This window comes from Algoriphagus iocasae (assembly GCF_014206875.1).
Taxonomy (GTDB): Bacteria; Bacteroidota; Bacteroidia; order Cytophagales; family Cyclobacteriaceae; genus Algoriphagus; species Algoriphagus iocasae.
On the sequence record NZ_JACIJO010000001.1, the window covers coordinates 1,518,123 to 1,544,184 of the forward strand.

At 38.3% G+C, this 26,062-nt stretch carries 21 protein-coding genes; 16 read left to right on the forward strand and 5 right to left on the reverse strand.

Annotation, left to right across the window (positions count from 1 at the left end):
- The first annotated feature begins 14 nt into the window (after positions 1-14).
- On the forward strand, positions 15-2,477 hold the full coding sequence (locus tag FHS59_RS06670; protein ID WP_184494191.1) for a PIG-L family deacetylase: 2,463 nt from the start codon (positions 15-17) through the stop codon (positions 2,475-2,477).
- Positions 2,478-2,580: 103 nt separating this feature from the next.
- Positions 2,581-4,284, forward strand: a complete 1,704-nt coding sequence (locus FHS59_RS06675) for a sodium:solute symporter (protein WP_184494193.1) — start codon at positions 2,581-2,583, stop codon at positions 4,282-4,284.
- An 81-nt stretch (positions 4,285-4,365) separates the two neighbouring features.
- Here the strand turns inward: FHS59_RS06675 and FHS59_RS06680 are convergent, their stop codons facing one another.
- A complete protein-coding gene (locus FHS59_RS06680; RefSeq protein ID WP_184494196.1) occupies positions 4,366-5,220 on the reverse strand; it encodes a DUF2911 domain-containing protein in 855 nt (284 codons plus the stop codon).
- A 175-nt stretch (positions 5,221-5,395) separates the two neighbouring features.
- On the opposite strand from FHS59_RS06680, the gene FHS59_RS06685 reads away from it, so the two are divergent.
- Positions 5,396-6,316, forward strand: coding sequence for a 2-hydroxyacid dehydrogenase (locus FHS59_RS06685; RefSeq protein WP_184494198.1), 921 nt, complete (start codon positions 5,396-5,398; stop codon positions 6,314-6,316).
- Between the two features lie 11 nt (positions 6,317-6,327).
- On the forward strand, positions 6,328-7,170 hold the full coding sequence (locus tag FHS59_RS06690) for a universal stress protein (protein ID WP_184494200.1): 843 nt from the start codon (positions 6,328-6,330) through the stop codon (positions 7,168-7,170).
- Here the strand turns inward: FHS59_RS06690 and FHS59_RS06695 are convergent, their stop codons facing one another.
- Positions 7,171-7,860, reverse strand: coding sequence for a tetratricopeptide repeat protein (locus FHS59_RS06695; protein WP_184494202.1), 690 nt, complete (start codon positions 7,858-7,860; stop codon positions 7,171-7,173).
- Positions 7,861-7,983: 123 nt separating this feature from the next.
- Here FHS59_RS06695 and holA point away from each other — a divergent pair, with 123 nt between their 5' ends.
- The 9 genes from holA to trmB all read left to right on the forward strand — a co-directional run bounded on the left by holA (position 7,984) and on the right by trmB (position 18,773).
- The gene (gene holA, locus FHS59_RS06700; protein ID WP_184494204.1) at positions 7,984-9,006 is read left to right on the forward strand and encodes a DNA polymerase III subunit delta; all 1,023 of its coding nucleotides are present in this window, start codon (positions 7,984-7,986) and stop codon (positions 9,004-9,006) included.
- 124 nt (positions 9,007-9,130) lie between these two features.
- Positions 9,131-12,118 carry a tetratricopeptide repeat protein gene (locus tag FHS59_RS06705; protein WP_184494206.1) on the forward strand — a complete coding sequence of 996 codons (2,988 nt, stop codon included), beginning with the start codon at positions 9,131-9,133 and terminating at the stop codon, positions 12,116-12,118.
- Positions 12,119-12,121: 3 nt separating this feature from the next.
- On the forward strand, positions 12,122-13,831 hold the full coding sequence (locus tag FHS59_RS06710) for a TonB-dependent receptor (protein WP_184494208.1): 1,710 nt from the start codon (positions 12,122-12,124) through the stop codon (positions 13,829-13,831).
- Positions 13,832-13,897: 66 nt separating this feature from the next.
- A complete protein-coding gene (locus FHS59_RS06715) occupies positions 13,898-14,773 on the forward strand; it encodes a hypothetical protein (RefSeq protein ID WP_184494210.1) in 876 nt (291 codons plus the stop codon).
- Between the two features lies 1 nt (position 14,774).
- On the forward strand, positions 14,775-15,467 hold the full coding sequence (locus FHS59_RS06720; protein WP_184494212.1) for a MotA/TolQ/ExbB proton channel family protein: 693 nt from the start codon (positions 14,775-14,777) through the stop codon (positions 15,465-15,467).
- Position 15,468: 1 nt separating this feature from the next.
- The gene (locus FHS59_RS06725; RefSeq protein ID WP_184494214.1) at positions 15,469-15,858 is read left to right on the forward strand and encodes an ExbD/TolR family protein; all 390 of its coding nucleotides are present in this window, start codon (positions 15,469-15,471) and stop codon (positions 15,856-15,858) included.
- Positions 15,859-15,860: 2 nt separating this feature from the next.
- On the forward strand, positions 15,861-16,820 hold the full coding sequence (locus FHS59_RS06730) for an energy transducer TonB (RefSeq protein WP_184494216.1): 960 nt from the start codon (positions 15,861-15,863) through the stop codon (positions 16,818-16,820).
- A 3-nt stretch (positions 16,821-16,823) separates the two neighbouring features.
- A complete protein-coding gene (locus FHS59_RS06735; RefSeq protein ID WP_184494218.1) occupies positions 16,824-18,110 on the forward strand; it encodes a bifunctional folylpolyglutamate synthase/dihydrofolate synthase in 1,287 nt (428 codons plus the stop codon).
- The gene (gene trmB, locus FHS59_RS06740) at positions 18,111-18,773 is read left to right on the forward strand and encodes a tRNA (guanosine(46)-N7)-methyltransferase TrmB (protein ID WP_184494220.1); all 663 of its coding nucleotides are present in this window, start codon (positions 18,111-18,113) and stop codon (positions 18,771-18,773) included.
- Here the strand turns inward: trmB and FHS59_RS06745 are convergent.
- Both FHS59_RS06745 and FHS59_RS06750 read right to left on the reverse strand, forming a co-directional pair.
- Entirely contained in the window at positions 18,763-21,153 is a 2,391-nt protein-coding gene (locus FHS59_RS06745) for a hybrid sensor histidine kinase/response regulator (protein WP_184494222.1), read from the reverse strand. The two genes, trmB and FHS59_RS06745, sit on opposite strands and share 11 nt — an antisense overlap.
- 161 nt (positions 21,154-21,314) lie before the next feature.
- Positions 21,315-22,082 (reverse strand): SDR family NAD(P)-dependent oxidoreductase, encoded by a 768-nt coding sequence (locus tag FHS59_RS06750; RefSeq protein ID WP_184494224.1) that lies wholly within the window; start codon positions 22,080-22,082, stop codon positions 21,315-21,317.
- 120 nt (positions 22,083-22,202) lie between these two features.
- On the opposite strand from FHS59_RS06750, the gene FHS59_RS06755 reads away from it, so the two are divergent.
- From FHS59_RS06755 to fabF, 3 genes are all read left to right on the forward strand, one after another.
- A complete protein-coding gene (locus FHS59_RS06755) occupies positions 22,203-23,171 on the forward strand; it encodes a zinc-dependent alcohol dehydrogenase family protein (RefSeq protein WP_184494226.1) in 969 nt (322 codons plus the stop codon).
- A 76-nt stretch (positions 23,172-23,247) separates the two neighbouring features.
- Positions 23,248-23,670: a hypothetical protein gene (locus tag FHS59_RS06760; RefSeq protein WP_184494228.1), complete on the forward strand. Its 423-nt coding sequence runs from the start codon at positions 23,248-23,250 to the stop codon at positions 23,668-23,670.
- A gap of 81 nt (positions 23,671-23,751) precedes the next feature.
- Positions 23,752-25,005 carry a beta-ketoacyl-ACP synthase II gene (gene fabF / locus FHS59_RS06765; protein ID WP_184494230.1) on the forward strand — a complete coding sequence of 418 codons (1,254 nt, stop codon included), beginning with the start codon at positions 23,752-23,754 and terminating at the stop codon, positions 25,003-25,005.
- A 52-nt stretch (positions 25,006-25,057) separates the two neighbouring features.
- On the opposite strand, the gene trpS is transcribed toward fabF, so the two are convergent.
- A complete protein-coding gene (trpS, locus tag FHS59_RS06770; protein WP_184494232.1) occupies positions 25,058-26,032 on the reverse strand; it encodes a tryptophan--tRNA ligase in 975 nt (324 codons plus the stop codon).
- Positions 26,033-26,062 lie beyond the last annotated feature (30 nt).

Consider the following 26,062-nt stretch of genomic DNA (forward strand, 5'->3'; position numbering starts at 1 on the left):
ATTTATGCCCTTTTATGACCAAATCTAAAATATTCGCTACTGTTTCGATCTTAGCAGGCCTTTTTGTCTTTAATTTAACCTTAGCGCAATCGGTTCCTTCATCAAAGTTGTATCAGAAATTACTTCAATTAAAGGAAACCCGAAGAGTTTTATATGTGGCTGCTCACCCTGATGATGAAAACACTAGGTTAATTTCTTACCTCGCAAATGGTGAAAACCTTCAGGTTGCCTATCTCAGTTTGACAAGAGGAGATGGAGGACAGAATCTCATTGGGAAAGAACTCAGTGAAAAATTAGGTCAGATCAGAACTCAGGAATTACTTCAAGCCAGAAAGACCGATGGAGGAAGGCAATTCTTTTCCAGAGCGATTGATTTTGGTTACACGAAAACTCCAGATGAGACTTTTCAGAATTGGGATAGAGAGAAGATACTTTCAGACGTAGTCTGGGTAATCAGAAATTTCCAACCGGATATCATCATCACCAGATTTAACACCACTCCTGGAGGTGGAAATCACGGCCAGCATACTACTTCTGCAATTATGGCGGGTGAAGCAATGCGAGTATCTGGAGATCCAAAAGTTTTTCCAGAACAATTAAAATATGTTGATCCTTGGAAACCTAAAAGAGTATTCTGGAACACGTATAATTTCCGAGGGGAATTTAAAAAAGAAGAGGGGATTCAATATTTTGAATTTCCGACAGGTGACTATAATCCACTTTTAGGAGAAACTTACAGCCAAATCGCTGCTGATAGTCGCACCATGCATAAATCTCAGGGATTTGGAAGCACTGCTACTAATGGGGAAGCAACTGATTATATTCAATTTGTGGAAGGTGAGGCAGCCGTGAATTCAGAGTTTGATGGAGTGAAAAACCGTTGGGAAACCATAGATGGGGGGAAAGAAGTGGAGGCTTTAATAGATCAAACCTTAAAAAACTTTGATTTTACTCACCCCGAAAATAACATTTCCAGTTTATTGCAAATCAAGGAAAAACTTGATCAGTTGGATGCAAAAGCAATGTGGGTGGAAGAGAAAAAGGCCAAAATAGATGAATTAATTTTGGAGTCCTTGGGGGTAGAAGCAGAATGGATTGTAAGGAAAGAACTTGGTTATGCAGGGGAAAGTGTTGAAACCACTTTAGAAATTACCAACCCAACAGATAATAAGTTGGAGTTAAAGACTTTTGGTTTTTTAGGTCAACAATCTTCTATAAACCAAACTCTTGGACAGAATAAATTGGAGTCGATCTCTCAAGAATTAATTCTTCCTAAAGATACTCCTCTTTCCCAGCCTTATTGGCTGAAGGACCCTTCAGACGGAGCCTTATATCATGTTAGAAATCAATTGCTGATCGGAAAACCTTTCGAAAATGATCAGATTAAAGGGATATTGAATCTTTCTTATGAAGGAGAAGAAATTGCTTTAGAGCTTCCTTTGATGTTTAAATATAATAGTCCGGTAGATGGAGAAGTGAAGCAGCCATTTACAGTAGTTACGGAAGTCGATTTAGTAGTTTCAAAAGAAAATGTATTTTTAGTAGAGGGTGTCGATCCAAAACTTACTGTTACTGTAAATTTTGCCAATGAAATGTTAGATGGGAAACTTGGTTTCGAAAATCTAACTTCAAGTCAGTATAAAATTGTCTCTGAATCTACCAATGAAGCCAATAAACAAAAGCTTTATGAGGTAGAGTTTTCTTTGGATGCCAATCAAAAAAGAACTGTAACAGCAACCTATACGACTACAAACGGGGAAGTTTTTGATCAGTCTACCAATAGAATTATTTATTCCCACATTCCTAACCTAACCTACTTTAGCCCAGCTTCGGTCAATTTGATCAAGGCTGATTGGAAAATTTCAGGTGCTAAAATCGGGTATGTACCTGGTGCTGGTGACGATGTGCCAAGTGTCTTATCAGCTTTGGGCTATGAAGTAGTAGAAATTGGTCCAAATGATTTTAATCAGGCTTATTTAAGTCAATTTAAAGCGGTGGTAGTTGGGATCCGTGCTTATAATACCAACCTTAGTCTTATTGAAAACCAACAGGTTTTGATGGATTACGTGAAGGAAGGTGGAAATGTGGTAGTTCAATACAATACCACTGGTGGTTTAAAATCCTCAGATATGGGACCATATCCATTTAGTCTAAGTAGAGACCGAGTTACAGTAGAAAACTCTCCATTTAAAGCAGATTACAATCATCCTGTATTGTCAACTCCCAATCAACTTGTTGCTGAGGATTTTGATGGATGGGTTCAGGAAAGAGGATTATATTTCGTGACAGATATTTCTAAAGAATACAGTACGCCATTGCAGTTTCAGGATCCAGATGAGGATTTCCTGAATGGATCTTTGATTTATACAAAGTATGGAAAGGGAAACTACGTTTATACTAGTATTTCTTTCTTTAGAGAACTTCCTGCGGGTGTTCCTGGTGCCATCAAGTTATTTATTAACCTTATAGAGCAATAGTTTTGGAAGAGAAAAAAATACACTGGAAAAACCTTTACCTAGGTTTAATTGCTAGTTTAGTGTTAATCATCGCCTTTTTCTCCTGGCTTCAAAATGCCTATGCATGAGTGTAATTGATTGGATAGTATTATTTGGAACACTTGGGACTATTGCTGCCTATGGTGTTTATAAAACCTACAAGCAAAGCAGTCTTGACTCATACCTAAGAGGCAAAAACTCCATGAATTGGTGGACCATTGGTCTTTCTATCATGGCAACACAAGCCTCAGCAATTACTTTTTTGAGTACACCTGGACAGGCTTATGAGGATGGGATGCGCTTCATTCAATTCTATTTTGGTTTACCGATTGCAATGATTATCATTTCAGTCAGTTTTATTCCTATTTATTACAAGCTAAAAGTTTATACTGCTTATGAGTATCTGGAGAATAGGTTTGACCTAAAAACCAGGACTTTGGCTGCCTTATTGTTTATCATACAAAGAGGGCTTGCAGCTGGAATTACCATCTATGCACCAGCGATTATTCTTTCTACTCTTTTAGGGTGGAATTTGACCTGGACCAATGTCCTGATAGGGACTTTAGTAATTGCTTATACAGTGTCTGGAGGAACTGAAGCGGTTTCTATCACCCAGAAACAACAAATGGCTGTAATGATGGGAGGGATGATCCTCGCTGGGATCATTGTGATTCAAATGCTTCCAATTTCATTTCAAGAGGCTTTACATGTCGCTGGAAAAATGGAAAAGCTGAATATGGTCAATTTTGAATTTGATCTGGCTGACCGCTACAATGTATGGTCTGGGATGACAGCGGCGGTATTCTTATTTCTCTCATATTTTGGAACCGATCAAAGTCAAGTTCAAAGATATCTTTCAGGTCAGACTCTTTCCCAAAGTAGAATGGGGTTGATTATGAATGGATTTTTGAAAATTCCGATGCAGTTTGTGATTCTGTTTATAGGAGTAATGGTTTTCGTTTTTTACCAGTTTTATCAGCCACCGGTAGTTTTTAATAAAGTCCAGACGGATAAGTTACGTGAAAGTGAATATGCTGAGGATTTTGAAAAACTAGAGGAGAAATACACTGCAAATTTTGAAGAGAGTAAAGCTTCCTACCTGAAAATGCTAGAAGCAATAGATCAAAATGATCAATCAGCTGAAAAGATAGTTAAGGAGGATATTCAATCTTTGAAGGCAGAACAAAATCAAATCAGGGAAGAAGTTAAGGCTTTGATTGTAACCAATGACCCTGTGGCTGAGACACGGGATACAGATTACGTATTCATGCGCTTTGTCATGGATAATTTGCCAAAGGGAATTATCGGGTTGTTGTTTGCTGTGATCTTTTCTGCGGCAATGTCATCAAGTGCATCAGAGCTAAATTCCCTAGGATCGACCAGCACGATAGATCTCTACAAACGCTCTATTAAAAAAGATGCAACTGATTTACACTATTTAAGATCTTCTAAATTCTTCACAGCATTTTGGGGTGTAGGAGCTATTCTATTTGCCACCTATGCTTCGCTATTTGAAAATTTAATCCAAGCAGTAAACTTATTGGGTTCCTTATTCTACGGTACAATCCTGGGTATTTTTATCGTAGGATTTTTCATGAAATGGATCAAAGGTAGGGCAGTTTTTATTGCGGCATTGTGTTCCCAGGCGCTTATTTTATTAATTCATTTTAGAAATGGCGTAGGAATGTTTGACTTCGTTTGGAACATAGGTTTCCTCTGGTATAATGCCATTGGCTGCTTAGCAGTGATGCTCTTTGCAACAATTCTTCAAGCAACCCTAAAGAAGTAAAATGAAATAAGCCTTCCAAAATCTCATTTTGGAAGGCTTATTTTTTAATTCAAAAATCAATTGAATTTTATTGATTTCGATTTATTTCAAAGATTTAATCAACCTTTCATTCAATCCCACATAATCCGGATTTTGCGCTTCTTCAGCCAGTTCGATTGATTCTTTAGCCGACTCAATCGCTTCAGTCTTAAGGCCAAGAGCTACTTCAATTTTCGCTTTTAGATGATAAGCCCAGAATTTAGGATCGTTTTCTACAGATTCCTGAATCCACTCATAAGCTTTGTTTAAATCTCTTCCGGTAGTTAGATAATAACTTGATGCCTCATAAAGCAGGTTTGGATTGTCTGTGTCCTGATCCAAAACATACTCTTTTATTTGAGCCATGACGATAGGGTCAGCATCCATAGAAATATGGAATTCAGCTCTGGTTTGTTCCCATTTCATGGATAAATCTGCTCCGGTATCAGTCATATTGTTGAAGTTTATTTCGAAGGTCTCGTACTTTCTGCTGGTTTTAGATGGGGTAACCTGAAATCTCATCAAATCTTCCTCAGGATTGTATCCAATAGCCCCCCAAAGCTTGGTGTTTTTGGACAAAATAATGGTCCAGCTGTTTTTATTTGGGATGGAGTAAATCGCATACTGTCCTTTCGGTACATTTTGTCCCTCTATTTTAACATCTGTCGAGAAATCAATAACTGTTGCGCCGTTTGCTCCTGTTCTCCAAATCACCCCATAAGGGACCAATTCCCCAAAGATCTTCCTTCCTTTAGTACTTGGCCTGCTATAGGAAACCGTGACATCTGTTAAGCCTACCTTTTGTGCAATTTTTGCAGAGGGTGATGCTTGAGGCATATCTATTTGTTGCGCAAATGATTGATAACCAAATAGAAATAAAATTAAAGAGAAGTATAAAGGTAAGGAATGTGTTTTCATAACCATTTTTTTGTTTTGTATTCCAATTAAATCGGATTTGACTTGATTTAGTTTACAAAAATCATGTAAATTCATATAATTTCCTGCATTTTGGATGGCAGGTTAGCAAGATTTTTGTCTTTATTTTGACAATCTATAATTTCCCATTTTTGGGGTTTAATATTTTTCGATTCTTATGAGCTTAGCAATTATTAGTCCAGGGAAAAACGTAGAACCTTGGATCAAAGTATTAAACAGTGAAGATCCAGATTTAAAGATTCAGGTTTACCCTGACATTAAAGACCCGCAAGAGGTAGAAGTAGTAATGCTTTGGAATCATCCCAAAGGAATTCTGAAGACTTTCCCGAATTTGAAATTGATTAGTTCCATGGGAGCCGGAGTGGATCATATCCTAAATGATGATTCAGTCCCAGAAGAGATTCCTATTGTCAGGATAGTAGATGAAAAGCTTACTTTTTCTATGACCAATTATGTGATCATGGGAGTTTTGAATTTTCATCGTCAGATTACCCGGTATCAAAAAGATAAGGCAAATCATGTTTGGGATATGAGTAATCCTGAAATTGATATTAAAGTAGGAGTGATGGGAGTAGGCGCTTTAGGAGGCGATGTTTTGGAAAAGCTTTCATTTATGGGATTCGAAGTTGCAGGTTATGGATTCTCAGAGAAAAAGGACTTTCCTTATCCATATTACTCCAAAAATGAGTTGAAAGAATTTCTTTCCTCAGTAAATGTGATTGTCTGTTTATTGCCATTAACTCCTGATACTGAGAATATTTTGAATTTGGAGTTGTTTTCTCAATGTGTTCCAGGTTCTTATTTAATCAATGTTGCCAGAGGAAAACATTTGGTCGAAGAAGATCTCATTGTGGCTTTGGAGAAAGGCTATTTGTCAGGAGCTCTTTTGGATGTTTATAGAAAAGAACCTTTGCCTAAAGATCATCCATTTTGGGATGAGAAAAACATCATGATGACACCTCATATTGCAAGCGTTACCAATCCTAAAGCCGCAGCTCCTCAGGTCATTGAAAATATCCATAGAATAAGAGCCAACCAACCATTAAACAATCTCGTTATTCGTCGAAGAGGTTATTAAAATTTTTTATTATGAGCAGCACTTTTACAATTTTATGTCCCACAGATTTTTCCGAATGTTCTCTGAATGCCATTGAGTATGCAGCAAAATTGGGGGAATTGTATAAGGCAGACCTGATGCTTTTTCATGTTCTAAATAAGACAGATTATGAAAAACTATCACCTCTTGACACCAAGGGTTATCATCAGGAAGAATTTATCAAAGAAAAACTCGAAAATCTTCAGCAGGCAGTTCTTAATGAAAGTAAACCAAAAGGGTTGAATAGCTGTCAGATTTCCTTTAAGGATGGAAAGATTGTAAAGACAACTTTGGAAGAGGCTAAAAGTATCAAAGCGAATATGATCGTGATGGGTACGGAAGGAACGAACGATCTAAGGGAACATATTATCGGTTCCAAAACCTCAAAAATTGTGGAAGAAGCTGATATTGATGTTTTTGTAGTTCCTAGAAAAGTGTTTTTCAAAAGGCCCAGAAAATTGGTTTATGCTTCGGATTACCTAGAGGAGGATAAATTAGCCATTCAAAAGTTGATTGAATTAGCTTCCTTTTTTAAATCTGAGATCGATATTGTGCACGTCAGTAGCACCCACAAAGCAATAGATAAATCCCTTCACGAGGAAATGGTCAATGAGATTTCTCCCTTTGTGAAATATGACAAAGTCAGTTATGTGTTGAAAGCCTATCGGGATGATCTGGCTCTTGGTTTGGAAAATTACCTCCAAACTTCGAAAGGGGATATCTTAGTCACATTAAGTAAAAAGAAGTCATTTTTTGATCAGATATTTTCAAAAAATCTCTCAAAAAAAATGGCCTATTTTATTAATAAGCCATTATGGGTCATCAAGTCATTTTGATTATTTCTTTGAGAAGAATCCCTTTAGAAAATTCTTAAACTCTTGTCTTGCCTTTGGATCCTTAAATAGAGAACCCAAAGTTTTAAAATAAAAGTTGGTAGTCAATTTTTCCTCTTTTTTCATTTCTGCAGAGGGTTCTTGGGTTTGCTCCGCTTTGGGAGCTGGAGGTGTTTCTTGGCTATTTGGTTTATAACCAACCAGATCATCTGCTTTTTCAAAGCTTTTTTTAGATCGCTCTTTATAACCTAGCTTTTCCTCAACCAAACCCTTATTGTTAAAGGATACTGCATCTTCAGGATCTAACTCAATCGCTTTTTCATAATCTTCAATTGACCCTTTCAGATCACCAATCCGGTCTTTGAAATACGCTCTACTGCTATATCGATAAGGGTTTTTGGGATCTAGATTTGCCGCTCGGTCAAACTCTACCAATGCTTCCTCATCTTTTTTTAACAAATGAAGCACCACAGCCCGATCAGAAATGTAATTTGTATTGTAAGGATCTAACTCAACAATCCGGTCAAAATCCAGTAGTGCATCTTCCGTTTTGCCCATTCTAGATAGAATCCTACCTCTATAAATGAGAAGCTCCGGGTTGTCCGGCAATTTGGAAATCAGTTGGTTAAATATTGAGAGTGCCTCTTCAAATTTTCCGGTTTTGTAAAGTTCTATTCCTGCTTCAAAAGTCATTCTTCCTATTTTTATAAGTAATACAAAGGTAAGGCAGGAATAGTTTACCAAATAATCTTTCTGATGTTTTTGCACCCAAACCATTCCCCCTATTATCTTTAAGCTTTATAGTTCGCATCATTCATGGCCCAATCACCCCAAGTTGTACTTAAAGAATTAAAGGAGAAGAAGTTTGCCCCAATCTATTTTCTGGAAGGAGACGAGCCTTTTTATATAGACCAGATTACCGAGTTTATAGAAAAAAATGCGATCGCTGAGCATGAGCGTGGCTTCAACCAGGTGGTGCTGTATGGAAAAGACAGCAACATGGGTTTGATTATCAATAATGCGAGAAAATTCCCAATGATGGCCGAGCGTCAGGTGGTTATCATCAAAGAAGCTCAGAGTTTGCCGGATTTGGGTAAAGAGGAAGCTCAGAAGCTTTTGATTTCCTATGCTCAAAACCCATTGCCAAGTACGATTCTGGTATTTGCCCATAAGTATAAAAAGCTGGATAAAAGAACTGCTTTATCCAAAGAATTACAGAAAAATACGGTCTACGTTACTTCTGACAAGATTCCTGATTATAAATTGACGGAATGGGTGCTGCAGTATTTTAAAGATATTTCTCATGATATTGAGCCAAGAGCGGCTCAATTCCTGGCTGATGCCATCGGTAATAATTTGGAGGTAATGACCAATGAGGTGGGCAAAATGCTGATCAATTTCCAAGAACCTACCAAGTTTACCATTGCTGATATATCTAAGTATATCGGTATCAATAAAGACTACAATAATTTTGAATTGCTGAAAGCTATCGGTGTGAGAGATGCGGTCAAGTCAAATCAGATTATTCATTATTTCATCCAAAACCCTAAATCACATCCGCTGATTCCTCTTTTTGCGCTGATGTACAATTATTTTTCAAAATTGGCTTTGATCCACCAAGCCAGAGGAGCTTCTGAGGATCAGGTTGCGGCATTGATCGGAGTACCGAGATTTGTGGCAAAAGAGTATTTACAATCCGCCCGCAACTACAAATTGGGCAAGGTAATTGATGTGTTTACATACATCAAAGAGGCAGATCTTCGTTCTAAGGGAGTTGATTCCGGAAGTATGACAGATGCTGAAATCCTCAGAGAACTCGTTTATAAGATATTACACTGATTACCTAAGCCAATTTCAATTTGCCTGAAGAAATTGTCTGTTTTCAGTTTCTTCCGGCTAGACTTGTTTTGGGTTGGAAGTGATTGATTTCAGATTTTTTTGGCATCAAAACCAACTATAATCTATGAAATATTACCTGGTACTATTAGCTGGATTGGGATTGAGTATGGATGCTTTTTCGCAATCTACTCTTTATCAGACCAGTCCTCAGTATCCTCTAGATCACCAGCTGGAGCTTTTTGATAAGCAACTTTTCTCCGCTGCCTTGTACGATAACACAAGACTTCTCAATGAGGATCTGACCAACGAACAAAAGAAATCTGCAGAACTTCATCGGGCTATGTCGGCCTTGCAACTTGAAAGTCCAGATGGACCGGGGTTAATGAAGTCCTACATTTATGAAAATGGAAACCATCCTTCTGTCACTTCCGCAGGTTTATATCTAGGCGACCATTTTTTTTACAAAAGAAATTATACAGAAGCGCTTGAAAGTTACGGCTTGGTAAACCCAAATAATTTGGGAGAGGAGAATAGAGCAGATTTATATTTTAAGCAGGGCTTTGCTCATTTTCAAATGAAAAATTATGGACAGGCCGCTCCATTTTTTGATCAGGCAAAAGTATTAAATACCTCAGTAGCTCCAGATGCATATTATTATAGTGGATATATTGCTTTAGAAAACGGCGATAATGCAAAAGCGATTTCTGATCTTCAAACTGCTGCACAAGATGTTTTTTATTCAGGAAAAGTCCCTTACCTGATTGCAGCTTTGTATTACAATCAAGGAAATTACGATCAATTGATCAGCTATGCTGAGCCGAAGTTGGGAACTGGTCAGCAACTTGACAAACCTGAAATCATCCATCTTTATCTGGCAGAGGCATATTATGCAAAGCAAAATTTTGCCAATGCCTCCAAGCACTACGAGTCCTATATCAATTCCAGAAAAGGAACACTTTCCAGAGAGGAAATTTATAAGGCTGGGATTTCCCTTTTTGAAATTCAAAACTATGGCCGCGCTGCGGAATATTTAAAGAATTCTGCTTCAGCTAATGATGAATTGGGTCAGGCAAGTAGTTATTACCTAGGTCATTCTTATCTGAAGCAAGAGAATTATCAATTTGCTTCCACAAGTTTTGCGGCAGCTGCCAAAGCTGATTTTAATAAAACTATCCAAGAAGATGCTTTGGTAAATTATGCCAAAGTAAACCTTCAAAAAGGAAGTTTTCAGGTAGCAATCACCGCTCTTGATGAATATTTAGAAAAGTATCCGAATGGAAAGCACAAATCCGAAATTGAGACTTTGCTTTCCGAAGCCCTTGTCAATACAAATGATTATCTGAGAGCCATCGAGCAGATGGATCGGATACCAAATAAGTCTCCAAGAATCCAGGCTGCTTATCAAAAAGTGGCTTTTTATCAAGCAATGGTCTATTTCAGAGATCAGCGATGGGATGGAGCAATTTCGTATTTAGATAAGTCTCTTGCCTACCCGGTTGATAAAACCATTGTTTTGGAATCCCATTTCTGGAAAGGTGAGGCCTATTCTGCTGCTGGAAATCTTAACTCGGCCATTAAATCTTACGACCAGGCAATTTCTTTAGGTAGAACTACTTCAAGTGCCTACTTAACCAAAAGCCTTTATGGATTGGGTTATGCATATTTCAATTCTCAGAAATATCCTCAGGCAGAAACGCATTTTAAAACCTATACCGATCGCTTGAGAGGTAGGGATAATAAAGAAAACTATGATGATGCAATGCTCCGATTGGGAGATTGTTATTATGTACAGAAGAGGTTTTCAGAAGCTGCTGCAGTTTTCCAACAGGCAATCAATGAAGGAAATTCAGGAATTGATTATGCTTACTATAGACTAGCTGTTGTTCAAAACTTCCAGACGAGAAATCAAGAGGCTTTGGCTCAATTGAATACATTGATTTCGAGGTATCCAAATAGTTTATATTACGAGGATGCGCTTTACCAAAAAGGTCAGATCAATATGGAAGAAACGGCTTATTCTGAGGCTTCCAGAGCATTTTCAGATTTGATCAATGGTAAGCCTAATTCTCCTTTTGTTCCTTATGCACTAGAGGGAAGGGCAGTTGCCAATTTCTCTATGCAGAATTATGATCAGACGATTCAGGATTACAAAACTATTTTGGATCGCCATCCAAATGCTCAAAATTCTGAAACTGCATTAAAAGGACTTCAGGAAACTCTTGCCTTGCAAGGTAGATCTGGTGAATTCTCAGAATACCTAGCCAAATACAAGGGTTCAAATCCATCAAGCTCCAGTGTTCAGTCTTTAGAATTTGAATCTGCGAAGAGCATGTACTTTGATAAAAATTATCAGCAAGCATCTAGAGCTCTGGAAAACTATTTGAGAAATTATCCTCAATCCGCGCAGAAAGCTGATGCGCTTTACTTCTTGGGTGATTCTTATTTCCAATTAGGAAATAAAGAACAAGCTTTGGTACAATTTAAAGCACTGGAACGTGAACCTGCTTCTCCGCAAAGGCTTCGTGCCATGCAGAGAATTGGGACCATTGAAATGGAAAACGGCAATTATGAACAAGCTATTCCATACTTACAGACATCAGCAGAAAATGCCAGAAATAAAGTGGAAGAAGCGGAAGCTGTACAAGGTTTGATGGTAGCCAATTTCGAAACCAGGAAATATAATTTAGCTATCACCAATGCGGATCGTTTATTGAATTTGGATGGAATTCTGCCTGAATCTACTCCGAAGGCTCTTTTGACTAAGGCGAAAGCTCAAAGGGAAATGAACAGAAAAGCAGAGGCTGAGACAACCTTGATGACTTTGGTCAATGAATACAAAACAGTCCAAGGTGCTGAAGGACTTTATTGGTTGGCATTCTCCATGCAGGAAAAGGGTGATATCGCTCAATCCAACGAAACGATTTTTGATTTCTCTGGACCGTTCGTCGACTTTGATTATTGGTACGGTCGAATGTTCCTACTGCTTGCAGATAATTACATCAACAGTGGAGAGGACTTCCAGGCAAAAGCAACTTTGGAATCCATCGTAGAGAAATCTACCAATGAAGAAATTAAATCAATGTCTCAAACTAAACTTCAAACCTTAAAATAAACCATGAAAAAGCTAGTAAAATCTATTCTTTTAAGCGGATTGTTTGGTTTGACCACAGGTGTGATTTATGCACAGACACAATCCAGAGGAGAAGTCACAGATCAGGAATTTATTATCCGAAAAGATAGGGTCTTGACGGTACCGGTGCAGCCTCGGGTTTTTGAAAAGCTACCAGTTTTACCTCAACCAAAAGGCTTGGCGGATTTTAATTACATGGTAAACAGATATCTGCTGACCTTGAAGCCATTGGAGTTAGAAACTACTCCGATCACCAAGCCATTCAGAGCACCACAATTGGATTTGTTTCCAGGATTTTTGAGAGTTGGATATGGTAATTTTGAATCTCCTCTTTTGGAAGCCAGATATATGGCAACAGAAGCTGATTTGGTGAATTATTCTCTTCACTTAGGACATCAAAGTTTTGGAAAAGGTCCTGTGCAGGGTGAGCAGTCCAGTGAGGCTCATACTACTTTCGGTGGAGATGTAAGTTATTTTGCTGATTTATTTGAAGTTTTTGGAGGCGTAGACTGGAATCAGGATAGATATGCATTTTATGGAGTTGATCCAATCAATTTCGAGAATCCGGATTTTGAGGTTTCTGATAATGTTTTGAGTGCTTTTACTATCAAAGCTGGAATTCGTGAAATCGAAAAAGTAGGTCCATTTTCTTATGAAGGCCAAGTAAGCTTTAGAAATTTCAAGGACAGCTATATGGCCAAAGAAAATGAAATTGGCTTGTCTGCAAAAGGTAAATTCAGACCAAATGATGATTGGAAAGGTCAAGTTGGGATAAGTTATTTTACTACGAATCCTGAGGATTTGGGCTATTCCAAAACCAGAACATATTTCGCGATCAGGCCTGAATTAGCTTACCAATTGGGTGAATTTCGATTCTCGGCTGGTTTGAATTTGGTTTCTGAAAATGATTCAATTCAGGATAAATCGAGTGATTTCAGAATTTTCCCAAACTTGAAAGCTTCCTACCAATTTGCTGAAGAATTTGGCTTCTTTGGTGAGTTTTCCGGGGATGTTGAAAGAAATACCTATTACAGCTTTGTGCAGGAAAACCCTTACTTAGGACCAAGTGAACAACTCTTGAATACAATTCAGAATTATAAAGTTGAAGGTGGGATAGAAGGACAGTTTCAGGAAGCATTTCATTACCGAGCAGCAGTCAATGTAAGTCGCTACAATAACATGAGCTTCTTTGTCAATTCCTTTCCATTCCCAACTCCAGGAGTTGATTCTACTAGATTTTCCCTAGTGTATGACGATAAAACTACCGTGTTCAACATCAATGGAGAATTGGGCTTTAAGTTCTCGGATGTGTATACCATGGGAACAAGACTAGACTTGTATCAATATGATATGGGAACGCAGCAGGAAGCTTGGCATAAGCCTACTTGGGAATTCAGAGTGAATAACCAAGTGACTCCTATTGAGGGATTATTGGTTCAGGCCAACTTGAACTTTATGGGAGGCTTAAAAGCCAGGGGACATGATTTAAACGATATTTTTGGACAATCGGGTCCTTATCAGGTCGTTAAACTGAAAACTATTGCAGATTTACAATTAAAAGCTGACTATCAGATATCTAATCGATTTGCTGTCTTTGCGGAAGGAAATAATATTTTGAATGGAAGAAACACCAGATGGTTGAATTATCCAGTTAGAGGAATTCAATTAATTGGAGGAGTTTCAATGAAATTCTAAGAATGTTTTCATTGAGGGTTGGGGTTTAGCCTCATTTCTTTTAGTTTCGTAGCTCCTGATTTTATTATGCCTAAAAATCCTTCTGAAATAAAGCATTGGCCAGACCCAAAAGACTATGGGCTTCCTTATGTAGAAGTCACTCCACTTCGCCCTGTTGCTCAGGAAGATGTGGTACAGGAGCAGCCTAAGGTTGAGCCAGTTATTGATCCTGTGGTAGAAGTAACGCCATTGGTGACAGAAGTTGAAAGCGAAGCTAAAATCGATACAAAAGAGGATAGTATACCAGAACCTATCTCTGAGTCTACTGAGGTTAAATCTGAACTAGTTCAAGTAGAAGCTTCAGCTCCAAAATCAGAAGAGATTAAACCTCAAATTAAAGAGGAGAAAAAGAGTAATTCTTGGGTTGCAATCGTGCTGATTTTAGCTGTGATGATCATATCGGTGATCGTTTGGCAGCTTATGAGTCAGGGAAATGAGCCGCAGATTAATGAAAATGCGACAGCAGAATTAGAAACACCAATTTCAAAACCGCAAGCTGCTCAGCCGGCTGTGGAAAATACACCAACTGAGGAAATACAATCCTCTGAAAATCAAGATTCTATTCCTAAATCCAATTCTTCTTTAGAAGAACCTGTGGAAACTCAGCAAACTGGTACAACTATTGATCGAACAGGTGCTGAGACTTTGATCCGGGTAGAGAGTAAATCAGATCGACCACAATATTTCATTGTGGTGGGAAGTTTGCCAAATGAAAAAATGGCGATTTCTGAGTCAGCTCAATACTTTGACAGAGCAAGTTCAGTTTATCTGATTTTGCCATACGAAGATGTGAAAAACTATCGTTTGGCAATAGGAACCTACACCAGCTTTAGAAAAGCTAGTGAGGAGCTTGATCTGATCAAAGATCAATACACAGAAGCTTTATGGATTTTGAAATATTAATATGATTCTTCTTCAAACCCTTTCTGTTGCCGATTCACTGGCAGCAGCAGACAGCCTTGCTGAAGGCGCCACAAAAGAAAGTATTGGTTTATTAGATCTTCTGATCAAAGGTGGCTACATGATGGTCCCTTTATACTTGCTTTTTATTCTTGCAATCTTCATTTTCTTTGAGCGACTCATTACGCTCAAAAAAGCATCGAAAACTTCCTCATCACTCATGGATCAGATCCGTGTTTTGGTACAAAGCGGAAAGATCGAAAAAGCAAAAATGCTTTGTGCGGGAGAAAACACACCGGTGGCCAATATGATCGCTAAAGGAATTGAAAGAATAGGAAGTCCTTTAAAAAACATTGAAGTTTCTATTGAAAATGTCGGAAAAATAGAAATCTATAAACTGGAGAAAAATCTCAATCTTCTTGCAACAGTTTCAGGTGCAGCTCCTATGATCGGTTTCTTGGGTACAGTTGCCGGTATGATTCAGGCATTTATTGCAATTGCTCAGGAGGAGGGAATGGTTTCTCCAAAATTGCTTTCCGAAGGTATTTACGAGGCGATGATTACAACAGCTGCAGGACTTGTAGTAGGTATTATTGCTTATCTAGGGTACAACTACCTGGTTTCTCAGGTGTCAAAGTTGGTTCATAATATGGAATATACGACGGTAGAATTCATCGATTTACTTCAAGATAAATAAGATGGGATTACAGGCAAAAAATAAGGTAGATCCTGCATTTAGTATGTCATCGATGACAGATATTATCTTTCTGTTATTGATCTTCTTTATGCTTACTTCTTCCTTCATTACTCCTTCAGGTCTTCCGGTCAATTTACCTTCCAGTGAGACTTCGGATATCGTTATGCAGGAAGTTTCCGTTACAATTACTAAGGACTTTAAATACTCGGTAAATGATAAAATCGTTCCGAGAGAGAATATCAAAGCTGAATTGACGACACTCTTGGCGGATAAAAAAGGTCAAGTGGTGCTACATATTGATAAAGAAGTTCCTGTAGAATATTTAGTAGAAATTGGAGGCATTGCAGCTGGATTAGAGGCAAATGTGTCCATTGCAACTAAACCCTATTAATCATGCAGTACTGGGACGCAGATAAGGAAGAATCACAAAGTAAAAAACGGGCATGGATCATTACGATCATTTTTAATGCTCTGTTATTGCTTGCATTCTATTTTATTGTGGTCTGGAAACAGCCAGTTCCGCCATTGCCGACCTTTGGTCTAGAATTGAATTTAGGTTTTACACCGACAGGTTCAGGTGATAGAAACAGTCCAAATGCTCCCTCTGAAAAGCCAACTCCAGTACAAGAAGCTGCAGCTCCTGGTGAAGTGACTGAAAAAGCGGTTACTCAACCAGCTACTCCTACACCAAGCCCGAAAACTGAAGTTGCCAAACCAAAAGCACAGACTCAGCCTGCAGTTAATAAAGCTGTAACGACAAAGCCTTCGCCTATAAAAGGAGAAGAGAAAGCAACTGAGCCTTCTAAAAAGCCAGAACCAGCTAAAACAGAACCAGCAAAAACTGTCACAACTCCTGCCAAATCTGAAGCTGAAGAAACTACCCAAAAAGCTCCTGAAAAACCAAAAGTAGACCAAAGAGCAATCTTCGGTGCTGGGGGAACTTCAGGTAAAAGCACCACGCCACCGTCAGGTGGTGCTCAGGGATCTTCCAATGAAAAAGGAGATGAAGGTGATCCAAAAGGTACTGTCGATGGACGTGCGATCATGGGAACTGGATCTGGTAAAGGAACCAACTCAGGAAATGGAGTAAGTCTGGACTTGGCGGGATGGGATTTTGCCAATAGACCTAATATCAATGACCGAGTTTCGACAAGAAATGGTCGTATTGTTTTCAAAATTACAGTGGATGACGCAGGTAGAGTAGTGCAGGCCGTTCCATTGGAATACAACGTTTCTAATGAAGTTTTGGCTTATTATCGTCAGGTAGTGAACCAGATCTCATTCAAAAAACAAGGAGGGGCGGCAGCCGATTTTTCCTCCGGTAAAATTACATTCATTATTAAAGTGGATTAATCCATGAATTACCAGGAGACGCTGGACTACCTGTATAATGCTTTGCCCATGTTTCAAAGGGTAGGAGCACCTGCATTTAAAAAGGATTTGAGTAACACCATTGCTTTGTGTGCTCATTTAGGTCATCCAGAAAAGAAATTCAAATCAGTACATGTGGCTGGAACGAATGGAAAGGGAAGTACTTCCCATTCATTGGCTTCTATTTTTCAGGCAGCAGGCTATAAAACTGCTCTTTATACTTCTCCTCATCTCAAGTCTTTCACAGAAAGAATCCGAATCAATGGGATTGAAATTCCAGAGGAAAAAGTGATTCAATTTGTTGCGGAAAACAAGGAATTTCTGGAAGAATTAAAGCCTAGTTTTTTCGAGATGACTGTTGGGATGGCTTTTTGGTATTTTGCTGAAAGCCAAGTGGATATATCTATAGTTGAAGTTGGAATGGGTGGAAGATTTGATAGTACGAATGTAGTTGTTCCAGAAGTTTCAGTAATTACCAATATAGGCTTTGATCATGTTCAGTTTTTAGGAGAAACTCTTCCTGAAATAGCAGGAGAAAAAGCCGGTATCATCAAAAATTCTGTTCCTGTTGTGATTTCACAGACACAAGTGGAAACAAAGCCTGTCTTTCTGAAAAAAGCTGAAAGTTGCCAAGCTCCAATAGTCTTTGCTGACCAAAATTGGAAAATAGAAAAGTTGGGTTTAAGTGAGGGAAATGCCCATTATTTGGCTTCTTCATCTAAGGAAGTGATAGATCTTGAAATTGATCTTTTGGGTGATTATCAAAAATATAATTTACCTGGAATACTTGAGACTGTAAACCAAATGAGAGCATTGGGTTGGATCATTTCCTCTTCCCATGTTTTAGAGGGATTGGCGAATGTCTCGACTCGAACAGGTTTAAAAGGGAGATGGCAAATCCTAGGTCAATCTCCTTTGACTATTTGCGATACGGGACATAATGAATCCGGAATTGCTCAAATATTAGAGCAAATTAATACCTACCAGTTTTCCAAACTATGGATGGTATTGGGAATGGTACAGGATAAGGATATTTCAAAAGTGTTGTCTTTGCTCCCTAAGTCGGCAAATTATGTGTTTTGCGAAGCGAAAATACCAAGAGCCTTGAAGGCAGAGCAAATGGCTGAGAAGGCTGATTTGTTAGGAATAAAGGGCGAAATCATACCAAATGTGAATGATGCTTTGAACTTTGCCAGAAAAAATGCTGGAAAATATGACTTGATATTTATAGGAGGAAGTACTTTTGTGGTCGCGGAAATCGATGACCTATAAATGAGCAGAAAAAAACTCGTTCGCTTCAAGGAAAATGAAGAGAACCCAAATGTAATCCAGGACGGAAAAGAAATTTTTGAAACGATCAAAGGAAACTGGAATGAAACTCAATTTCAAAATGAGAATCCAATTGTCGTTGAACTTGCCTGCGGGAGAGGGGAATTTACAGTAGGACTTGGGAGAGTTTTTAGAGATCAAAATTTTATCGGAGTTGATATCAAAGGAAGTAGAATCTGGAAGGGGAGCTCTACCGCAACTGCTGAAGGAATTCATAATGTGGCATTTCTTCGAACTCAAATTGAACAGTTAGATAAGTTTTTTGCAACAGGAGAAATCAGTGAGCTTTGGATTACTTTTCCTGATCCTTTTCCGAGGGATGGAGATGAAAAGCGCAGATTGACCTCTCCACGCTTCCTAGAGATGTATAAGCCTTTATTGAAAACTGGAGGAACGGTTCATTTTAAGACTGATAATACAGGTCTTTTTGACTATTCTTTGGAGCTGTTTCAAAGCAGAGAAGATATCAATCTTATCGGATTCACGCATGACTTCTATCAATCTGAATGGAAGGATGATCATTTTGGAATCCAAACCCGATATGAAAAGATGTTTTCCGAAAAAGGTGAAAAGATTAAATACTTGAAACTCCAGTTTAAGAATTGATTTCAATCATTTGCACCTGTTGGAGATAAAGCGCATTCAAAACCTTTTCCAAAAGTAATTCCGGATCAACAGGTTTGGTCAGGAAATCATCCATTCCAACTGTTCTAGCCTTAATTTTAGACTGATCAGTTGTGTCAGCTGTAACCGCAATGATTGGAATTTCCTGATGTATGGCTCTTCCTTTTCCAGCTCGGATGGCTTCTGTGGCTTCATATCCGTCCATTTCTGGCATTTGTAAATCCATCAAGATCAAATCAAATTTTGAGGACTGGAGTTTGTCCAAGGCCTCTAAACCGTGATTGGCAAAATCCATGGTAATCCCATTCCATTTTCTTAGCATAGACTTGATTACCAATTGATTGACTGGGTTGTCTTCAACCACCAGGATATTTCTTCCTTTCAATAATTCTACTGAATCTTTTTTTGCCAATTCAATCAAATTATCGGTAGATTTTTCAACTTTTTCAAAATCCAGATGAAGCGATACCTTTGTTCCCTCACCAAGAGCACTCTCAATTTGGATTTTCCCTTTATATAAATTGACCAATGCTTTTACTATGCAGAGCCCCAGGCCAAACCCCCCAAACTTCCTTTTATCATCGATTTGTTCCTGGATAAAGGATTCATAAATCCTTGACAGTTTTCCAGTTTCTATTCCAACTCCCGTATCTGTTATTTCGATTTTGAGTTCAATTCTACCGTCTTTCTCCACGATTTCTGAGAATTTCAATTTCACTTCCCCGCTGGCTGTGAATTTTATGGAGTTGTCTAAAATATTGCCAATAATCTGTCTAAACCTACCAGCATCTCCAATCAGTCTTTTTGGCAAAGGAGCCTCTTCTTCATAAATAAACTTGAGTCCTTTGTCGCGAGCTTTTTGATATGAAAATGCCTTGATCTCCTGAATTAACTTATGTAAGTCAAATGGCTTCTGGTCAAGAATCAATTCACCTTTTTCGATTTTTGAGTAATCCAGAATATCCTCGATACTAGAAAGTAAGGAAACGGAGGAGTATTTTATAACTTCAAGATTTTCCCTGATTTTAGAATCTGTGATTTCATTCATAATACTTTGAGACAATCCCATGATTGCATTCAATGGAGTCCTCAATTCATGACTCATGTTAGACAAGAAATAAGATTTGATCTGGTTGCTCTCTTCTGACTGTTGAAGAGCGATCGCTTGCATCTGCTCTTTTTCTGATTTCAGAATTCTGATCCTATTCGCCATAGAAAGAGATAAAAACAGAATTTCGAATCCTGTGCCGATTTTCGCAGAATTTTCGGTTAAAAATGAGTTTTCTATCAGGCTGAAATTGTTTAGAATAAAAATGACAAACCCGACAATCAAAGATGTTATCCCAGCTGCAAAGAATAAATCGACTGGGTATTTGGTGAAGAAACTGACGATAACACCGATTAGGCACAATAAAATTAAAATCAATCCAATGGCATTTGCAGCCGGATAGTAGAAGGTTCTTCCTGCATCCAAGAATATGATTCCAAGAATTAAAAGCAGATTGGCTATCAATGCCACTTGAAAAATTGTGTTTAATTTTCTTGAGATCAGCTTAAGCTGGATGAAAATTTGGGCATATCTTCCGAAAATCAGAGTGGAAGTTGCTGCTATCAATAATAAGCTTCTTTCATAAAACCATTCCTGACCACCATTGGTGAATTGGTAAATAAAGCCATCCAGAGAAGAATGGAGTAGGGCAATGGATGCTACGTAAAGGGAGTAAAGAAGGAAACTCTTTTCTTTGATTCCGAAGTAGAAAAATAAATAGGTGATGCCTGCCAAAGCCAAAAATCCATAGAATGCACCAAAAATCAATTGATCAAAATAAGATGTCTGGATTAATGAATTCGCATCATGAAGCAAAATTGGCAGGTTGATAACCTCACCGTCGCTTGATAAATAAAGGAAATTGGAAAGGGTAGTATTTGCTTTAATCTTAATAGGAAAGATAATCTTTCGGTGATTGAACGGTCGTTCCTCAGCTTTGATTAAATCCCCACTAAGCTGCGTTTGAACTTGACCGTTTGGATCAATACTATAACGGTTGACCACATCCGTAATTGGTCTTGCAACTTCTAAGTAGAATTCTTGATCCTGAGATGTGTTATTCTCAATCGGAAATTTGACCCAGAAATTTGAATCGGTAAAACCTAAATTAGAATTTGAACTTGGGAGTTTTTTGAAACTGCTTTCTAGAGCACCTTGTGTAATTGAATCGAAGCTAATCTTATGGTGACCCAATTTTAGAATTTCAGACTGACTATGAAGAGATTTTGGATATTCAGATTTTTTGAATTGTGAATTACAGGAGCATAATGCAAGGATTAAACCTAGCAATAGGAATAAAGAATTTTGTTTCATTGTGGGTGTTGGGCGAAAAACTAAATCGATAACACCTACGAGAACATGAAAGTTATCGGATTAATTAATTTTTTATTTATCCTCAAAAAAATGCTCTTACTATAGATAATAATGAAAAAAATTGAATTTTTCTTTTAGTAAATAGTATGTTTTCGACTTGTTTAAATTGTAAATCCACCGTCTGCAGTCATAATTGCACCAGTGGTGTAAGAAGAGCCCGGTGCAGCTAAAAATAAAGCCAGCGCAGCGATTTCTTCCGTGGTTCCGATGCGTTTTATAGCCAATTGCTTGAGCATATAAGCAAGGATTTTTTCATTGCTCCATAATACCTCGGAGAATTTGGTTTTCACAATTCCTGGGCAAATTGCGTTTACTCTAATTTTGGAATCTCCCCATTCTCTTGCAAAGACTTTGGTCAGGGAAACTAATGCTGCCTTACTGATACTATACACGCCTAATCCTGGCTCAGGAGAAATTGCCCCAATGGAGCTGATATTGATAACAGAACCAGAAGAAGATTTTCTTAAATGAGGAAAGCAAAGATTACAAAGGGCAAAAGCTGCTTTGACATTGACATCCATAATCTTATCAAAGGCCTCCAGACTGGTTTCATGGATTGGTCCAAACACTGGATTTGTCCCTGCATTATTAACTAGAATATCGAGTTGTCCATAAATTTCAATGGTCTTTTCTACCAAACCGGGTAGCTCCTCCATATTTCCCACATTACAGGCAATGCCGGTAGCTTCATAGCCTTTGGAGCGAAGTCTGTTGGCCTCATTATCTAAAGTTTCTTGTTTTCTACTGCTTAGAACCACTTTTGCCCCGGCTGCTGCAAAAAATTCTGCGATGGTCAATCCGATTCCTTTACTTGCACCGGTGATTAGTGCAACTTTTCCATCCAGCGAAAAAACTTTCGATAAATCCATATTTTTTGAGGTAAGAGAGTAAACCTTAAGATATAAAAAAATGTACTGAGAGAACCCATGAGCTGGAATAAATCGATAGTTTTATTCAAAATTCACGTTTCTGGAAATTAATAGGATGCTATGAAAGAGATCATTTTTGAAAAAACGGGATTGCCTGAAGAGGTTCTTAAATTGGTGGATTCTCCGGTTCCCAGCCCAAAATCAGGAGAAGTTTTGGTTCAAGTCAAAGCCAGAAATATCAACCCTGCAGATTTGATGTTTATTCAAGGGAGGTATGGGATTTTGCCAAAGTTGCCATCCAGTGCGGGGTTTGAAGCAAGTGGGGTCGTAGAAGTTCCTGATGATTCTGGGAAGTTTCCAAAAGGCACTAGGGTCATGTTTACGGCTGCTGGCACCTGGAAGGATTATGTTTGCATTCCTGTTTCTTCCATTATTCCCATTCCTGATGCCATGTCCTTTGAAATCGCCTGTCAGGCTTTTGTAAATCCAATGACGGCCTATTGCATGATAGAAAAGTCAGGTTTAAAAGAGGGAGATTGGCTTTTGATTACAGCTGGTGCATCCGCATTTGGGAAATTTGCTATACAAATGGCAAAGGCTAAAGGAATCCGGGTTGCATGTACTGTAAGGCATGAGGAACAGAAAGGGTTATTAACAGATTTAGGAGCTGATTTAGTAATAAATTCTGAGAAGGAAAAAGTTCAAAAAATCATTCAGGAAAATACCGATGGTGGAGTGCATGTAGCTTTTGATGCTGTCAGTGGTATTTTGGGAGCCAAAGCCCTTTCTTCACTGAGAAAAGGTGGACTTTTGATGGTATTTGGTGCATTGAGTCTTGAGAATATCCCGCTGAATAGTGGCCTAATGATCTTCAAAGCTTTAAGAATGGAAGGGTTCTGGTTGACAGATTGGATTATCAATGCGGATGCTGAAAAGAGGAAAATGGCTTTCAAAACAGTTTTCGATTTTCTTCTGAAAGATGATTCCAAAATAGATATAGCCGGTAAATTCACCTTAGATCAGTTTGAAGAGGCTCTAAAAGCCTATCATAAGCCTGGTAGAAATGGAAAAATTCTACTGATTAGTTAATTTCTTTGAAATATGTTCTTCTTAAAAAAAGGGATTAGCCATCTTTGTGTTTTCGTTAACAAAAAATCAAGAAGGAATGAATTGGGATAAGCTGGATTTAGAGCTCACCGAAATAGTAGAAAAAAGAAATCTCCTGGCAGAAATGGATTATAGTGATGCCAACTATGATGATTTGGAAGAAGAACTTCACGATTTGGAGGATGATTTCAATGCCGATTACGAAGAGATTCTAGAACCAGAATTTGAAAAAATCTATAAAGTATTAAAATCCGACACGGATATATTGCTTCCTACAGCCTATTTGGCTAATAAATACAAACCTTTACTTCCAGACGCGAGAGGTATCGTGAGCTATGAGGTTTTGGGAAGAGAAGGAGTTCCTATCGAATCAGATCAGTTTGATAGACAGGATGTGAGATTGGTTTTGGTGCCAAATCCAGTTAGAATCCTGATGATCATCAATGGAAATCCTCTGAAAGTTCTTTGGAGAAGTAGGTAATACGCACATCAAACGTTTTGAAACCCGGCTCTTGCCGGGTTTTGTATTTACTTTTGTTATCAAATGATTTTAAATTGAATTATGAATTCAAAAAGAGTTGTTATCACCGGATTGGGAGCACTTTCTGCTTTAGGTTTGGATGTTCGATCTAATTGGGAAAATGCCAAAAATGGTAAAAGCGGGGCTTCTGCTATTACTTACTTTAATGCAGAAAAGTTTAAAACCCAGTTTGCTGCCGAATTAGATGGTTTTGACCCGAGTTTAAAATTGGATCGAAATGAAATGAAAAGATCTGATTTATATACCCAATACGGTCTTTATGCAGCCTCCGAAGCTATGGAAGATTCTGGTTTAGAGGTTTCTAAACTTGATTCACCATTTGATGCTGGAGTAATCTGGGGTACTAGCCAAGGTGGTTTGAATACCTTCGAAAAGGAAATGCGTGAGTTTGTGGAGAATGATTCCAACCCACGTTTCAATCCATTTTTTATCCCGAAATTTCTTGGAAATATGGCTTCAGGAATGATTTCTATGAAGTACGGAATGATGGGAATCAATTATGCTCCGGTATCTGCTTGTGCCACTTCAAACAGTGCGATCATGGATGCTTTTAACTACATCAAATGGGGAAAAGCAAAAGTGATCTTAACCGGAGGTTCTGAGGCTCCAATATCAGAAGCATCTATTGGAGGATTTTCTGCGTTGAAAGCACTTTCCACTAGAAATGAAGCACCGCAAAAAGCTTCTAGGCCTTTTGATATAGAAAGAGATGGATTTGTAATGGGAGAGGGTGCAGCTGCAATAATTCTAGAGGAATATGAGCATGCTAAAAAAAGAGGTGCTAAAATCTATGCAGAAGTAGTAGGAGCAGCTATGACTGCAGATGCTTATCATATGACTGCAACACATCCAGAAGGATTGGGAGCATTTCATTGTATGAAATTCGCATTGGAAGAAGCTGGTCTAACTATTAAGGATGTAGATTATATCAATGCACATGCTACTTCAACACCTTTAGGGGATGTTTCAGAAACCAAAGCTATTTCAAAGCTTAGCAATGGGGAGAAGACAAACTTGCATCTTTCCTCAACGAAATCAATGACAGGTCACTTGCTGGGTGCTGCTGGCGCAATTGAGGCGATATTCAGCATTAAAGCCATCACGGATGGAGTGATCCCACCAACAATCAATACCGAGAATCTTGATCCTGCGATTCCATCAGATTTGGAAATTGTTTGTCAGCAGGCAATGGAGAAAAAAGTCAAGGTTGCACTGAGTAATACCTTTGGATTTGGAGGGCATAATGCCAGCGTGGTTTTCAAAGAGTTTATCTAAGTCAAACCGCTTTAAATCAAAAAAAGCTGCTTTTTAAAGCAGCTTTTTTATTTTATCTGAATCCCAATTTGGTTCGGATTTTTTCAAGTATTGGTTCGCCAACAGACTTGGCTTTTTCTTCACCAGCAGAAAGCTTCTTTTCTACTTCTTCAGGATGCTCCATGTAATAATTAAAAAGCTCACGCTCTTTTGAATATTTATCTAGGATCAATTCCATAAACTCTTTTTTGGCGTGACCATAACCATAATTACCGCCTTGATATTTACCTCTCATCTCCTGGGTTTGCTCTTCTGTGGCAATCAGGCTATAAAGTTTATAGACGTTGCAAGTGTCAGGATCTTTTGGTTCTTCTAGAGGAGTGCTATCAGTAATAATACTATTTACATTTTTCTTCAACTGCTTTTCCGGCAGGAAGATATCAATGTAATTATTATATGACTTACTCATTTTTTGACCATCCGTGCCAGGAATAGTCTTGACCACCTCATCAATTCTAGCTTCAGGAATAGTCAAAATTTCTTCCTCCATGATCCTGTTGAAAGTAGAAGCGATATCACGTGTCATTTCCAGGTGTTGCATTTGATCCTTTCCTACAGGAACTAGATCTGCAGAGTAAAGCAGAATGTCTGAAGCCATCAGAACAGGATAAGTAAACAATCCTGCATTTACATCAGCAAGCCTTTCCGATTTATCCTTGAAACTATGAGCGTTTGCCAGCATTGGAAAAGGAGTGAAGCAGCTCAGATACCAGGTTAATTCTGCCACCTCAGGTCTTCTGGATTGTCTATAAAAGACAGTTTTATCGATATCCAACCCAAAGGCAAGCCATGCAGCAGCTACTGCGAGCGTATTTTCCTTTCTCAGTTCCCCATTTTTGGAACTAGTCAATGAATGGAGATCCGCAATAAAAATGAATGATTCCTCTTTGTTCTGTTTGATCAATTCAATAGCCGGAACGATCGCCCCTAGGATATTTCCCAAATGGGGTCTTCCGCTACTCTGTATGCCTGTCAGTACTCGTGCCATTTGTTTAATTTTGGCGCAAATTAAGTAAAA